Annotated in this window: 12 protein-coding genes; 4 read left to right on the top strand and 8 right to left on the bottom strand. The window is 67.1% G+C overall.

Translation table 11 applies throughout. The annotated features are described in order from the left end of the window. Positions 1 to 52: 52 nt before the first annotated feature. From NTY77_03630 to NTY77_03610, 5 genes are all read right to left on the bottom strand, one after another. Positions 53 to 490: a nuclear transport factor 2 family protein gene (locus NTY77_03630; GenBank protein MCX5794570.1), complete on the bottom strand. Its 438-nt coding sequence runs from the start codon at positions 488 to 490 to the stop codon at positions 53 to 55. Further along, entirely contained in the window at positions 487 to 2184 is a 1698-nt protein-coding gene (gene ettA / locus NTY77_03625) for an energy-dependent translational throttle protein EttA (protein ID MCX5794569.1), read from the bottom strand. Before ettA ends, NTY77_03630 begins: the two co-directional genes overlap by 4 nt. Before the next feature lie 34 nt (positions 2185 to 2218). Next, positions 2219 to 3538 (bottom strand): MFS transporter, encoded by a 1320-nt coding sequence (locus tag NTY77_03620; protein MCX5794568.1) that lies wholly within the window; start codon positions 3536 to 3538, stop codon positions 2219 to 2221. Positions 3539 to 3622: 84 nt separating this feature from the next. After that, complete coding sequence (locus NTY77_03615; GenBank protein ID MCX5794567.1) at positions 3623 to 4408, bottom strand: CoA-transferase subunit beta; 786 nt, start codon at positions 4406 to 4408, stop codon at positions 3623 to 3625. Then, positions 4398 to 5303: a CoA transferase subunit A gene (locus NTY77_03610; protein ID MCX5794566.1), complete on the bottom strand. Its 906-nt coding sequence runs from the start codon at positions 5301 to 5303 to the stop codon at positions 4398 to 4400. The genes NTY77_03615 and NTY77_03610 overlap by 11 nt, the downstream gene beginning before the upstream one ends. Before the next feature lie 123 nt (positions 5304 to 5426). Here NTY77_03610 and NTY77_03605 point away from each other — a divergent pair, with 123 nt between their 5' ends. The 4 genes from NTY77_03605 to NTY77_03590 all read left to right on the top strand — a co-directional run bounded on the left by NTY77_03605 (position 5427) and on the right by NTY77_03590 (position 10922). Continuing rightward, a complete protein-coding gene (locus NTY77_03605; protein MCX5794565.1) occupies positions 5427 to 6137 on the top strand; it encodes a response regulator transcription factor in 711 nt (236 codons plus the stop codon). A 255-nt stretch (positions 6138 to 6392) separates the two neighbouring features. Then, positions 6393 to 8351, top strand: a complete 1959-nt coding sequence (locus NTY77_03600) for an ATPase, T2SS/T4P/T4SS family (protein MCX5794564.1) — start codon at positions 6393 to 6395, stop codon at positions 8349 to 8351. A 1-nt stretch (position 8352) separates the two neighbouring features. Beyond that, positions 8353 to 9120, top strand: coding sequence for a hypothetical protein (locus NTY77_03595; GenBank protein MCX5794563.1), 768 nt, complete (start codon positions 8353 to 8355; stop codon positions 9118 to 9120). Next, a complete protein-coding gene (locus NTY77_03590) occupies positions 9120 to 10922 on the top strand; it encodes an ATP-binding protein (GenBank protein ID MCX5794562.1) in 1803 nt (600 codons plus the stop codon). The genes NTY77_03595 and NTY77_03590 overlap by 1 nt, the downstream gene beginning before the upstream one ends. Before the next feature lie 87 nt (positions 10923 to 11009). Here NTY77_03590 and NTY77_03585 read toward each other — a convergent pair whose 3' ends face one another. The 3 genes from NTY77_03585 to NTY77_03575 are packed head-to-tail and all read right to left on the bottom strand — an operon-like array spanning position 11010 to position 14663. After that, positions 11010 to 12329: an acetyl ornithine aminotransferase family protein gene (locus tag NTY77_03585; GenBank protein MCX5794561.1), complete on the bottom strand. Its 1320-nt coding sequence runs from the start codon at positions 12327 to 12329 to the stop codon at positions 11010 to 11012. Positions 12330 to 12332: 3 nt separating this feature from the next. After that, positions 12333 to 13691 (bottom strand): aminotransferase class III-fold pyridoxal phosphate-dependent enzyme, encoded by a 1359-nt coding sequence (locus NTY77_03580; protein MCX5794560.1) that lies wholly within the window; start codon positions 13689 to 13691, stop codon positions 12333 to 12335. Positions 13692 to 13712: 21 nt separating this feature from the next. Then, on the bottom strand, positions 13713 to 14663 hold the full coding sequence (locus tag NTY77_03575; protein MCX5794559.1) for an acyltransferase domain-containing protein: 951 nt from the start codon (positions 14661 to 14663) through the stop codon (positions 13713 to 13715).

The following is a 14663-nucleotide window of genomic DNA, read 5'->3' as shown; positions in this document are numbered from 1 at the left end:
GGGGTGTCCTCGGAAAAAGTATAGCCCCGGAACGCTTTTGTCGCAAGGCCTGCTAGGGGCCGCGGTCCCAGGAGGTCACGGCCCAGCGCCCTTGGCGGCGGTCGAGGCGGTCCGTCTCGGTCCCCCCGAAAGCCCCCTCGGGCTTGGCGGGATCCACGCGGTACTTCAAGGTCACCACCGCGTGCGTGTAGCCCAGTTCGTCGAAGCTCAGCTCCGTGACATGGAAGCGGGCGCGGCCGTTGCGGGCGAAGAAATCGCGGGCCCAGTCCCGGATCTGGCCTTGGGTCATGGGGTGCGAGATGTCAGGCGAGAAGAGGGCGGCCAGGGCCTCGGCATCGCCGGCCGCGAAGGCCGCCGCCACCTCCCAGTAGGTGCGCCGAATCTCGGCCTGCAGGGCGGCCTCCTCCTGCGTGGCGGACCGGCGGAAGCTCACCTGGATGCAGGCGGACAGGGCCAGGGCCCCGAGGGCCAGGAAGGCCCCCCGCCTCATCGGGTCAGCTTCTTGTAGCGGATGCGGTGGGGCAGGACGGCGGCCTCGCCCAGCCGGGCCTTGCGGTCCTCTTCATAGGCCGTGTAGTTGCCCTCGAAGAAACGCACGGTGCTCTCGCCCTCGAAGGCCAGGATATGGGTGGCGATGCGGTCCAGGAACCAGCGGTCATGGCTGATGACCACGCAGCAGCCGGCAAAATTGGAGATCGCCTCTTCCAGGGCCCGCAAGGTGTGGACGTCCAGGTCGTTGGTCGGCTCGTCGAGGAGCAGGACGTTGCCGCCCTCCTTGAGCATGCGCGCCATGTGCACGCGGTTGCGCTCTCCGCCGGAGAGCACGCCCACGGGCCGCTGCTGGTCGGTCCCGGAGAAGTTGAAGCGCGCCACGTATTGGCGGGAGTTGACCTCCTTTTTGCCCAGAAGCACCACGTCGAGGCCGTCCGTGATGGCCTCCCAGACGTTCTTCTTGGGGTCGAGGAGGTCGCGGTCCTGGTCCACGTAGGCCAGCTTGACGCTCTCGCCGGTCTTGAAGGTCCCGGCGTCGGGCTTCTCCCGTCCGGTGATGAGCTTGAAGAGGGTGGTCTTGCCGGCGCCGTTGGGGCCGATGACGCCCACGATGCCGTTGGGCGGCAGGCGGAAGGACAGGTTCTCGAAGAGAAGCTTGTCGCCGTAGGCCTTGGACACGCCCTGGGCTTCGATGACCGTGTCGCCCAGGCGCGGCCCGGGAGGAATGAAGAGTTCGAGGGTCTCGTTGCGCTCCTCCTTCTCGCCGTCGGCGAGCATCTCGTCGTAGGCCCGCAGGCGAGCCTTGCTCTTGGCCTGGCGGCCCTTGGCGCCCATGCGCACCCATTCCAGCTCCTTGGCCAGGCTCTTGCGGTACTTGGACTCGCTCTTCTCCTCCTGAGCCAAGCGGGCCTGTTTCTGCTCGAGCCAGGAAGCGTAGTTGCCCTTCCAGGGGATGCCTTCGCCGCGGTCGAGCTCCAGGATCCAGCCGGCCACGTTGTCGAGGAAATAGCGGTCGTGGGTCACGGCGATGACCGTGCCTTTGTACTGGCGCAGATGCTGCTCCAGCCATTCCACGGACTCCGCGTCGAGATGGTTGGTGGGCTCGTCGAGGAGCAGGATGTCCGGCTCCTGCAGCATGAGCCGGCACAGGGCCACCCGGCGCTTCTCGCCGCCGGAGAGGTTGCCGACGGTCTGCTCCGCCGGAGGACAGCGCAGGGCGTCCATGGCCAGCTCGAGCCGGCTGTCGAGCTCCCAGGCGCCACAGGCCTCGATCTTCTCCTGGAGCTTGCCCTGCTTCTCCATGAGCTTCTCCATGTCCTCGGGAGTCAGGGCGGGGTCGGCGAGCTTGTCGCCGATGGCGTTGTAGTCGTCGAGGAGCTTCTTGGTCTCGGCCACGCCCTCTTCCACGACTTCTTTGACGGTCTTGGTCTTGTCGAGCTGAGGCTCCTGTTCCAGCAGCCCCACGGTGTAGCCTTTGGACATGGTGATCTCGCCGACGTAGTCCTCGTCCTGGCCCGCCATGATGCGCAGCAAGGTGGACTTGCCCGAGCCGTTGTCGCCCAGCACGCCGATCTTGGCCCCGTAATAGAACGAGATCGAGATGTCCTTGAGGACCTGCTTCTTCGGGGGGTGGATGCGCCCCACCGCGTTCATGGAATAGATGATCTGCTTGGTGTCGGTCGTGGTGGCCATGCGGATATTCTACTTTTTCCGGCAGGGAGCCGGGCTAAGCGGCGATGTCTTCCAGGCTGCGCCCTTTGGTCTCCTGTCCCAGGAAAGCCACGGCCAGCAGCCCGATGAACACGACGAAGGCGAACTGCGCGAAGACCAGGTCCTGGCGGCCGGGGAAGGTCCCCATGATCCATCCGACCACCAGAGGCGCCAGGATGCCGCCGACGCGGCCCAAGCCGGAGGCCCAACCCGCGCCCGTGGCGCGCAGCGCCGTGGGATAAAGCTCAGGCGTGTAGGTGTAGACCACGCCCCAGGCTCCCAGGTTGAAGAACGAGATGAGGCAGCCCCAGAGGATGACGCCGGCGGGGGAGCCCACCTTGCCGAACACGAAGGAGCTCACCACGCAGCCGGCGAGGTAGGCCACCAAGGTCGGCTTGCGGCCCCAGCGGTCCACCAGCCAGGCCGCGCTGAAATAGCCCGGCACTTGCGCGGCCGTTATAATCAGGACATACGAGAAGGACTTGACCAGGGGGAAGCCCGCGGCCACAAGCAAGGAAGGCAGCCAGATGAAGATCCCGTAGTAGGAGTAGATCATGGCGAACCACAGGATCCAGAGCATGGCCGTGCGCCGGGACATGGCCGGCGACCAAAGGGCGCGCATGCCCGGCCTCTCCGCGGGCTTCTCCTGCGAGGGCTCCAGCGGGGAAGGCGGCTGGCCGCAGGCGCGCTCGACTTCGCGCACGACCAAGGCCGCGTCCTCGAAGCGGCCGCTGGCCTCCAGGAACCGCGGAGATTCGGGCACGAAGCGGCGCAGGTAGAGGACGTAGAGCGCGGGCGCGGCTCCCAGGAAGAAGGCCATGCGCCAGCCCCAGCGAGGGATGAGCAGGAATGCGACGAGCGCGGCCAGGGCCCATCCCAGAGCCCAGAAGCTCTCCAGGATCACGATCATCTTTCCCCGGTGCGCCTTGGGCGCGAACTCGCTGACCAAGGTGCTGGCCACCGGCAGCTCTCCGCCCAGGCCGAAGCCGACCAAAAAGCGCATGGCCAGCAGAGCCCCGTAGCCCGTGGCCAGGCCGCAGAGCCCGGTGGCGGCGCTGAAGACGATGAGCGTGCTCTGGAAGAGGAGCTTGCGGCCGAAGCGGTCTGCCAGCAGGCCGACCAAGGCCGCGCCGGCGAACATGCCGACCAGGCCCATGCTGCCGATGCGGCCCACCTGCGCCGGAGTGAGCAGCCACTCCTTGGCCAGCACGGCCAGCACGAAGGAGACCAGCCCGGAATCGAACGCGTCGAAGAGCCAGCCCAGACCCGAAGCCGTGACCAAGGACCAATGGAACCGGGACAACGGCATCGAGTCGAGGCGTTCGTTGAGTTTCATGGTCCTCTCAGGATAAGGGGGATTGGACGGCGACTCCTGAAATAAAAAAAGCTGTCTTGCGCACCCTCATGAAGGTCCGTCGAATCACTTGATGTGCAGCTTCTTGGGGTCGAGCTTCTCGCGCAGCAGCCGGATCTCGCGCGCGGTGGGCAGGGCCACGCCCTGCAAGGGCTCCTTCGCCTTGAGCGCCCAGCCCACGTTGGCGCGCACCTGGTCGATGGTCACACCCGGGTAGATGGCGGTCAGGACCAGTTCGCCGGTCCGCTCGTCGGGCTCAAGAATGCCCATGTTGGTGATGCACTTGACCGGGCCGCGGCCCGGATGTCCCCACTCCGCGCGCGTCTTGCCTTTGGACACGGTGCCGGGGCTGGTGATGAAGTCCACCTTCTCCGGGAAGGCTCGCTTGTCCAGCTTGGCGATGAGCAGCACGCGCTGGGCGTGGATGGCGATCTCGCAGGCCCCGCCCGAGCCGGGCAGGCGCACCTTGGGCTTCCGATAGTCTCCCACCACCGTGGTGTTGATGTTGCCGTAGCGGTCGATCTGGGCGCCGCCCAGGAAGCCCACCTGGATCTTGCCGTTCTGGAGCATGGCCTGGAATACGTCCTGCATGCTGGCCACCATCAAGGAGCCGGTCACCAGGGCCGGGTCGCCGATGGACGGCGGGACGCGGTCGGGCACAGCGCCCACGGCTCCGGATTCGTAGATGAGGCACATGTTGGGCGCGTGCGTGTGGCGGGCCAGGTTGCAGGCGAGATTGGGCAGCCCTATGCCAACGAAAACGACGTCCCCATCCCGGATCTCCCGGGCTGCCAGCACCGTCATGAGCTCGTTGAGGGTGTAGTCGGTGGCGGCCTTCGTCTCAGTAGCCATAGTTGACCCCCTGGCAGACCATGTTCTTGGCGCTCAGGCGCTCGGCCAGGCCCGGCTGCTTCTTCATATACTCGGCCCGGCCGCTGACGCCGTAGACGAACTCGTCGAGGTACTTCTTGAGGCTGGCCTCGTCGCGCGCGATCTTGTCCCAGCTTACGTAGAAATCGTTGTCGCGGTCGTAGTAGCCCTGGGCGAAGGAGGGGTGCGCGCCCCAGGGCTCATGAACCACGGCGTCCACCTGGAAGCCCGGGATGAGCGTGCGGTTGGGGTCGGAGCGCACCACGGACTCGTCGACGATATCCTCGGCCACCACGATGACCTTGCGGGAGGCGAAGGCGGCCTCCTTCTGCACGCCCAGCAGGCCCCAGATCTGGGTGTTGCCGGTCTTGTCGGCGCGCTGGGCGTGCACGATGGTCACGTCCGGCCGCAAGGCCGGGACCGTGGCCAACTCCTCGCCGGTATAGGGGCACTTGACGGCGCGGATCAAGGGATTGGCGGCCGGGATGTCCGAGCCCTTGTAATCGCGCATGATCCAGAAAGGGACGTTGGCGCAGCCCGCCGAGAATCGCGCCACCATGCCGAAATGGGAGTACTCCTCGATCTCGAGCTTGGGCGGCTGGGCTTCGACCGCGCGGCGGAAGGCGTGCAAAGACCCCACGCCCGGGTTGCCGGCCCAGGAGAAGACCAGCTTGCGCGCCACCCCGGCCGCGATCATCTGGTCGTAGATTAGGTCGGGGGTCAGGCGCGCCAAGGTCAGGTCCTTGCGGCCCTGGCGGATGATCTCGTGGCCCGCGGCGAAGCAGATCAGGTGCGTGAAGCCCTCGATGACCACGATGTCGCCGTCCTTGACCAGGCCGGAGACGGCCTCCTTCATGCTGACCACTTTGTTCTTCATGCAGGGACTCCTCGCAGCGATGCGGGTATTCTAGCTAAATTGAGGACCGGTCTGCGCGGGGGGCGGGAATAGAGCTATAATTGACTCCGGTCAGGTCTCCGCCTGCCCCAGGGAACATCGCTCATGACCGAAGGCCCCACGCTGCGCTACAAGATCTTGCTCGTCGACGACGAGGAGGATTTCCGCAAGATGCTGCGTTCCTTCCTGCGCGAGGCCGGCCATACCGTGCTCGACGCTGACTCGGGCCGGGAGGCCTTGCTCGCCGCGGTGGATTCCCAGCCGGACATCGTCATCTCCGACGTGCAGATGCCGGAGATGGGTGGTTTCGAGCTCTGCCGCCGCTTGCGCGCGGAACGCCGGACCGCGGCGCTCCCCATCGTGCTCATGTCCGGCGCCAGCAGGCAGGAACGGGACCAGTTGGAGGGCTTCTCGCTGGGCGCCGACGACTACGTGCTCAAGCCTTTCGAGCCGCCCATCCTCCTGGCCAAAATCATGGCCGTTCTGCGCCGCTACGCCACCGCGGCCGAGTTCTGCGAGATCCTGCGGGCCGACGGAGTGGCCCTCGACGTGCAGGCCCGGACCGTCAGCCACGGCGGCCGGCGCGTCGACCTCACCCGCAAGGAGTTCGACCTCCTGACCCTTCTGCTGCGCAAGCGCGGGCACGTGCTCACCCCGAAGTTTTTGCTCGAGTCGGTCTGGGGCTACGACTTGGCCGAGTACAACGATCCGCACACCGTGACCGTGCACCTTTCCTCCCTGCGCCGCAAGCTCGGGCCGCGTCTGGGCCGCCGCATCGTGACGGTGCCGGGCAGCGGCTACCGCTTCGAGCTCTGAGGTCCGCCCCCAGCATCCGGGCTGGCGCATGACCGCCAACATCCTTCCTGAGACGGTCAGCACAAGCGCGCTGAGGCGCGCTTGACAATTCCTTGACGCCCTCCTGTTACACTTGAGATGCAACAGCTGGGGGGAAAAATGGATCAGGATCCGTTGATGGAGCTGGGCGAGAAAATAGACGCCATGCTCCGCGGGCGGGCTCGAGACGGGGCGGCGGCGGTCGCGCCTTCTGAACCTGAAGCGGAGTCTGTGCAGTTGAAGGCGACGCCGCGGACCATCCTGGTCGTCGAAGACAATAAGGACTACCGCTCCTTGGTCAGCGTCCTGCTCTCCAGGCACTCCTATCGGGTGATGGAGGCGGCGGACGGGCGCAGCGCTCTGGAGTCTGTGCTGCGCCACCAGCCGGACTTGATCATCCTCGATTTCAACATGCCCAGGATGAACGGCTACGAGCTGCTCCAGGAGCTGCGCAGCCGCATGGAGCTGCGGAGCATCCCGGTCATCATGTTCACGGGCGCGCCCAACCGGCAGCACCTCAAGAGCATCAACCTGGAGGTCTCGGATTTCCTGGAGAAGCCGGTCAGCAACGGGAAGCTCCTGGAGAGCGTCAGGAAGGCGCTGGAGTCCCTGCCTGAGCCCGAGACTCCCGGTGAGGCGGCCCCGGACGCGGCGCCGCCCATGACGGCCGACGCAGCCCCCGAAGAGGGCCAGGCCGCGCGTGAGGAGAACACCGTCGCGCCGTCTTTGCCCCCTTCCATAGAGGAAGAAGACTTCTTCACCCCCGCGCCGCCCGTGCAGTTGCCCACCATCTTACCTCCGGGGGATCGTTCAGCGGAGCCTCGGGCAAGCCCCCCAGCCGCGGCCAGAGCGCCGCAGCCCGAGGCTCCGCTTCCTCCGGAGGTCACCGCTCCGGCGGCGCTGGACGAGGAGGGCCTCATTGGGGAGGAGTCTCTGGATGACCTGTCCGGGGATAACGATATCGCGGTCGAGTCCGCGGACGACAAGAAGGAGGAGGCCGCGGACCTCCACGGCCTCGAGGAGTTGGCGCAGGATTCTCCCCTCATCAACCGCGTCAACCGCATCCTCATGCGCGCCGTCGAGATGCGGGCCTCCGACATCCACATCGAGCCGGGGGAGGACAAGGTCACCGTGCGCGTGCGCGTCGACGGCTCCCTCAAGCTGCTCTGCACCTTGCCCATCGCCATCCACCCGCGCCTGACCGCGCGCATCAAGATCATGTCCAACCTCTCCATCACGGAGCGGCGCTTGCCCCAGGACGGCCAGTTCCGGGCGCAGATCAAAGGCAGCAAGGTCGAGTTCCGCATCAGCACCTTGCCCTGCTCCCGGGGCGAGAAGATCGTCATGCGCGTCCTCGGCCAGAGCAAGCTCAAGGGCAACCTGGCCGACCTCGACCTCACGCCTCGGGACCTGGCCTGCGTGGAAAAAGCCCTGCACGCGCCGCACGGCCTCATCCTGGTCACGGGCCCCACGGGCAGCGGCAAGACCACCACCCTCTACACCATGATCAGCATGCTCAATCGTCCGGACGTCAACATCATGACCGCGGAGGATCCGGTCGAATACGAGCTGGCCGGCATCTCCCAGGTCAAGATCCGGCCCAGCATCGGGCTCACCTTCGAATCCGCGCTGCGCGCCTTCCTGCGCCAGGACCCGGACATCATGCTCATCGGGGAGATCCGGGACTTGGAGACCGCGGAGATCGCGGTCAAGGCCTCTATCACCGGGCACCTAGTCTTCTCGACTTTGCACACCAACAGCGCGCCGGCGTCCATCGTCCGGCTGGTCCACATGGGTGTCGCTCCTTATCTGGTGGCGGCGAGCGTGCGCCTGATCGTCGCCCAGCGCCTGGTGCGCAAACTCTGCCCCCGGTGCAAGAGGGCGGGCGAGCTCTCGGACGAGGACAAGAAGTTCCTCAACGAGGCAGAGGTCGCGGCCCTTAAGACCGTGTTCCGCGCTCCGGGCTGCGGTTACTGCCATCAAACCGGCTACTCGGGCCGCAAGTCGGTCTTTGAAGTGATGCCGGTCGACAGCTTGGCCCTGCGCCAGCTCATCGTCAACAGCCAGCAGGCTGATGCCCTCCAGGACCTCGTGGAAAAGGAGGGTCTGACCACCCTGCGCCAAGCGGCTCTGCGGGTGGTGGCCTCCGGGGATACCTCGGTCGACGAAGCCCTCAAGATCATGATGGGAGGATGATATGCCCGAAGCTGTATTGGACCTTCCCCAGACCTCAGCCCAGAGCCTGCGCGATGAGGGGCGCAGGCAAGCCCGGCGCTTCGATATCCAGGGCTACCAGGAGGCGGTGGCGCTATACTTGGAGGCCCGGGACCTCGAGCCAGGCCTGTGGGCCTCGACCACTGCGGCTTTAGCCGAGACCTACGCCCTTTGGGGCTTCCGGCGCGAGATATCGGGCCAGGAGTGCGCCAGCTACTACGAATTGGCCTATGACGAGGCGCAACAGGCCCTCGAAGCGGCTCCTAACCTGACCGAGACCCATCGCGCCATGGCCAAGGCATTGCGCCGCGGGCAGCGCGCCGACCCCGACCGCCGGCTGGCCGAGAGCCAGCAAGCCATGAAGCTCAATGCCTACGACGCGCAGAACTGCCATGAGTTCTGGTGCGCCTCCGGCTATCAGCCCGACGCCCCGGCCATTTTCCAGGCCATGGCTCTGGACCCCGGCTTCTTCGCCGCGCCCAACGACATGGGAGTGGCGCTCTATGCGGCCGGCCGGCTTCAGGACGCCGGCTTCTATTTCGAGAAGGCGCTCAAGGTCATCCCCGGACATCCCTTGGCCGTCTCCAACTGGGCCATGCTCCTGGCTGAGAGCGGCCAGGAGGCGCGGGCGCAATCCCTGCTTCGCGACGAGGCCGACCCTGGAGACCCGTTGGTCGCCCTGGCCTGGGCCCGCATCCTCGGGGACGCCGCGGCCGGCGGCGACGGGACACCGGCTCTCGGAGGTGTGTGATGCTCAAGCCAGGCGGCGCTTCAGAGTCTTCCAGACCGGCGCGGACCAAGGCCCCGTCCCTGGCGGAGATTGGCGCGGAGTACATCGCCAGTCTGGGCCGTGCGATCAAGCTGGCGGCGCTCTACCGCAGCAACCACCCCATGGCCGCCGAGGCCATCCGTGAAGCCTACAACCTTCTGGACCTGGCCTTCGCGACCGCGCAGCAGGAGCGCGTGGACCTGTCCTTGGCCGACGGACGCTGGCTGGTCAACGAGACGCCGGCGCTGGCCGAGACCCAGGCCCCTGACTCCATACGGATCCTGTTCCAGGGGCATGGCTTGCGCAGCCTGAGTTTTTGGCGCGGGATAAAGCCTTTCGAGCTTGCCGCCATGTGCGAACTGGCCGCGGTACCGCCGGAGCGGGCCCAGGGCGCGGTGGACGATTTCTTCGTCCAGAGGGGCGTCAAGCACATCAGGCACGACCAGGAGCGCTACTCCCGCGCTTCGGCCAAGCCGCTGCCTGCGGCGCCGCGCGCCGCGCCGGGCCCGGGCCCCGGCGCTGGGGCCGCCCAGCCGCCCAGCGCGGCGGCTCCGTCCAGCAAGGCCGGGCTGAGCTTCGGCTCCGTCCTCAAGAAGCTGGTCGAGTCCGCGGTGGAGGACCCTGGCGAGCGGGTCCATCTCTACGAGGACACGGTGCGCCTGGTCAAAGAGGCCATGGATGAGCACGTGGCCCAGGCCACCGCGGCCTTGCGGGGCGAGAAGGCGCTGACCGCGAAAGTGCTCACCTCCGTGGCCGAAGGCAAGGTCATCGTGGACAAGGAAGGCAATGTCCTCATGATGAACCCGGCCGCCGAGGAGCTCGCGGGCAAGAGCTTGGCCGATATGGCGGGCAAGAATATCATGGAGAGCGTCTCCACGGGCGAGAATATGGTGGCCATGGCCAAGGACCTCGGCGCCGAGCCTGGGACCAATCCGGAGGTGGCTGTGTCCGCGGACCACGAGGTCGGACGGGCCCTGCGCCGGTCCATGGCCGTAGTCGAGGACGACTCCGGCCGGGTCGTGGGCACCTACACCGGGCTGCCGGACGTGGTCAAGTTCAAGGAGACGCTCCGGCTCCAGGAGGAGTTCCTCTCGCGCGTGACCCATGACCTGCAGGCCCCGCTGGCCTCCATCAACTGCGCGCTGGAGCTCTTGAGCGAGCGGGCCGGAGCGACGCTGGGGCCGGAGGACAACGGTTTCCTGGACGTCTGCCTGCGCAACAGCCAGCAGCTCGGCTCCATGATCAGCGAGATCCTGGACTTCTCCAAGCTGCGCGCCGGCAAGATCAGCATCCGGCAGGCTCCCACTTCCCTCACCGGGCTGCTCAAGGAAGCGGTGGACAGCCTCCAGCCCTGGGCCAACAACAAGGGGATCAGCCTCTCCTTCCGGGCCCCGTCTCCGGACCTGATGGTCATGGCCGACCATCAGCGCATCGTGCAGGTGCTCGCCAACCTCATCTCCAACGCCATCAAGTTCACCCCGGAGGGCGGCCAGATCGTGGCCGCTGCCGCTGCCAAGCCGGACGCGCACGGGCATGTGATCTGCGCGGTAAAGGACACCGGCTGCGGCATATCCAAGGAGGGCATCAAGAAGCTCTTCGAGAAGTTCTCCCAGGTCGGCAGCAACGACGGCTCCCAGCCGGGCGTGGGCCTGGGCCTGGCGCTGGTCAGCGAATTCATCAAGCTTCACGGCGGGACGGTCTGGGTGCAGAGCGAGGAAGGCAAGGGCTCGACTTTCTACTTCACTTTGCCGTCGGAAGAAGGAGAGCGCATAGCTTCGGCGTAAATCCGTCGCCGTGCCGAGCGGGCGAGCGCCAGCTCGCCCGCCACCGCCCCGCGCAGCGGGGCGGAATGACCCGTACCGGCCGGATGCTCAGCCTCCCAGCTCGGCGAGGCACTGGTCCAGGATGTCCAGGCCCGCGTCCACGTCGTGAGCGTTGAGCACCAAGGGCGGCGCCACCCGGATGACGGCCTTGCCGCAGGAGAGCAGCAGCAGGCCCTTGAGGAAGGCGAGCTGCTCAAGCTTGGCCACCAGGTCGGTGTCCGGGACCTTGGTCTTGCGGTCCTTGACGAACTCCACCCCGATCATCAGGCCCACGCCGCGGACATCGCCGATGCAGGGATGATTCTCCTGCAGCTTGCGCAGTCCGGCGAGCAGGCGCTCGCCCATCTTGGCCGCGTTGGCGAGGAGCCCGCCCTCGACGATTTCCAGGGTGGCCAAAGCCGCGGCGCAGCAGACCGGATTGCCGCCGAAGGTCGTGCCGTGGGTGCCCAGGCCCCAGGTCATGACCTTCTCCTTGGCCACGATCGCGCCGATGGGCAGGCCGGAGCCCAGTCCCTTGGCCGTGAGCAGAATGTCCGGCTCCACGCCGAAGTGCTCGCAGGCCCACATCTTGCCGGTGCGGCCCACGCCGGACTGGATCTCGTCGAAGACAAGCAGGATGCCGTGCTCGTCGCAGAGCTTGCGCCAGGCGCGCACGAACTCGGGCCGGGGCATGATGTAGCCGCCCTCTCCCTGGATAGGCTCCATGAACACCGCGGCCACGTCCTTGGGCGAGACCCTGCTCTCGAAGAGCTTGTGCGCCGCGGCCATGGGGTCGCCGCCCCGGTAGGGGTTGTCGTAGGGGAGGTGGCTGATTCCCGGGAGCATGGGCCCGAAGCCGGCCCGATACTTGACCTTGCTGGAGGTCAGGCTCACCGCGGCGTAAGAGCGGCCGTGGAAGGCGCCCTCGAAGGCGATGAGTTGGGGCCTCTTGGTGTGGTAGCGCGCGAGCTTGACCGCGCCCTCGACCGCCTCGGTGCCGGAATTCGTAAGGAACACGCGGTATTTGTCCGGGCCGGGCGCGCTCTTGGCGAGCTTCTCGCACAGCAGGGCCAGGGACTCGTAATAGAAATCCGTGCCGCAGATGTGGAGGAACTTGTCGGCGGCCTCGTGGATGGCTTTGATGACCCGGGGGTGGTTGTAGCCCGTCGAATTGACGGCGATGCCGGCCATCCAGTCGATGTAGCGGTTGCCGTCCACGTCCTCGACCATGGCGCCCTTGCCCCCGGCCATGACCAGGGGATACTCCTTGATGTAGGAGGGCGAGGTCCACTGCTTGTCCAGGGCGATGACCTTCCGGGCCTTGGGGCCGGGGGGGACGGTCACGATGCGGGGGTAGTCGGTCTGGGCGGGGGCGGTCTTGGTCGTCATGGATCAGGCTCCTTGGGTCTTGTGGAGGGTCGCCTCCAGGGCGGTCTTGAACAGGGAGACCAGCGAGTCGATCTCCGCCGGGCTGATGATGAACGGGGGAGCGATCATGACCAAGTCGCCGTCCTCGCCGTCGGCCTGGCCCACGTTCGGCCAGACCACCAGGCCGGCCTCCTGGGCCGCCTCGGTGAAGGTCTCGGCGAACTTGAGCGCCCGCGGGAACGGCCGGCGGGTCGCCTTGTCGGCCACGAACTCGACGGCGGCCAGCATCCCGATGCCGCGCACGTCGCCCACACCGGGCAGGCTCTGCAGGGTCTTGAGCCGCTTCTGGAGGGTCTGCCCCGTCTCGGCGGCCAGGTCCACGAGCTTGCGCGACTTGATGTAGCGCACCGCGGCCAACCCCACGGCGCAGATGGAGGGGACGTGGGAGAAGGTCTGGGCGTGCTTGAAGGCGCCGCTGCCGCGCGCGATGGGGTCGATGATGCGCGGCGAGGTGATCACGGCGGAGAGGGGGACGTAGCCGCCGCTGATGCCCTTGCCCATCGTGATGATGTCGGGCTGGGTACCGTAATACTCCATGGCCAGCCACTTGCCCGTGCGGCCGGCGCCGGTCAGCACCTCGTCGGCGATGAACAGCACCTGGTAGCGGTCGCAGATGTCCCGCACGCGCTTGTAGTAGTCAGGGCGCGGCACGCTGGCCCCGGTGGAGGAGCCGCCGATGGGCTCGGCGATGAACGCGGCCACGGTCTCGGGATCCTCGCGCAGGATGGCCTCCTCGAGGACCGCGCCGGTGCAGACCGGGCATTCCGCCGCGCCCGCGCAGGAGCAGCGGTAGGGATAGGGCGCCGGAATCATGGGCACCTTGACCAGCCAGGGGCCGTAGAGCTTCTTGTAGTGCTCCCGGGCCGAGGCCGAGAGGGCCAGCAGCGTGTTGCCGTGGTAGCCCGGGGTCTGGGAGATGACCTTATGCTTGGCGTGCAAGCCCATCTCGACCCAGTGCTGCCGGGCGAGCTTGAGCGCCGCCTCCACGGCCTCGGAGCCGCTGGATAGGAAGTAGGCCTTGTCCATCCCCGCGGGGGAGAGGGTGGCCAGCTCCGCGGCGAGCTCCTCCACCGGCTCGCTCGTGAAGGCGGTGCCGTTGACGTAGGCCACCTTGGACCCCTGCTCGAAGAGGGCGCGGCTGAGCTCCTCCACTCCGTGGCCGATGTTGGCCACGAAGGCCCCACCCGAGGCGTCGAGGTAGCGCTTGCCCGCCTCGTCGTAGAGATAGCAGCCCTCCCCGCGCACGATGCAGGGCATGGGTCGGCGCAGGTTGCGGTAGAAGACCGGCGAGTGCGGGTAGCGGCGCTCAGCGATGGCGGGCATCGGGATTCTCCTCCTGCGGGCCTATTCTACCTTTTCCCCGAGCGCTTCGGTCTTGACCGCGAGGGCCGCCACCCCGGCCAGAGCCTTGCCGTCTTCGCCGACGAGCTGGTCGGAGAGCCAGGCGATGGGCTGAGGCTTGTACCCGACCTCGATGAAGTCCCGGCAGCCGCCGTCGAAGGCGGCCCGGACCGCGTCGAAGTGCCGCTCCAGATGGTCGGCCTGTTCCACCAGGAGCGACCGGATGCGCGCCGGGTCGGATTCGGCGCGCCCGGAGGTTCCCATGAAGACCGGGATCTGCGGCGGCCGCAGGGCGATCTTCTCCACCGCGGCCTGAAGGGCCGGCTTGCACGGGGTGAAGGCCGCGGTGTGATACGGGCCCTCGACCTTCAGGACCAGCACCTTCATGGGCCAGCCTTCCTTCTTGACGTGCGCCGCGAAGGCCTCGATGTCCGCGAGCTTGCCTCCGATGGTGCCCTTGCCCAGCGTGTTGTGCAGGGCCAAGGACACCCCGGGGAAAGCCGCGATGCGGTCTTTGAACTCGCCGAGCTTCTTGGTGATGACCGCGGCCATGCCCTGGGGCTCGGCGAAGGTCCGGCACACGTCGGAGAAGGCCTGGGCCCGGGCCCGGATGAAGAGCCCGGAGTCCTCCACGCTCAGCGCCCCGGCCGCGACCAGGGCCGCGACCACGCCCATGGAGTGGCCGACCGCGCCGCAGAGCTCCAACTCCGGATGCGCGGCCTTGTAGGCGAACCAATTGCCCAGATGATGGGCGTGTATGGCGCGCTGGGCATTGAAGGTCTTGGCCAGCTCCGGGCCGGGCATCTCGGTGGTGATGTGCTCCAAGTCGTCGCCCAAGGAGGGCTTGAGCCGCTCCAGAATGTCCCGGGCGGCGGGTATGCGCCAGAGCTCACGGCACATCCCCTGGGCCTGCACGGATTGTCCGGCGAAAAGCACGCAGTATTTCGGGCTCAT

It is taken from the genome of Elusimicrobiota bacterium (assembly GCA_026388095.1).
Classification (GTDB): Bacteria; Elusimicrobiota; Elusimicrobia; order UBA1565; family UBA9628; genus UBA9628.
This window is presented reverse-complemented; position numbering and strand designations above follow the sequence as displayed.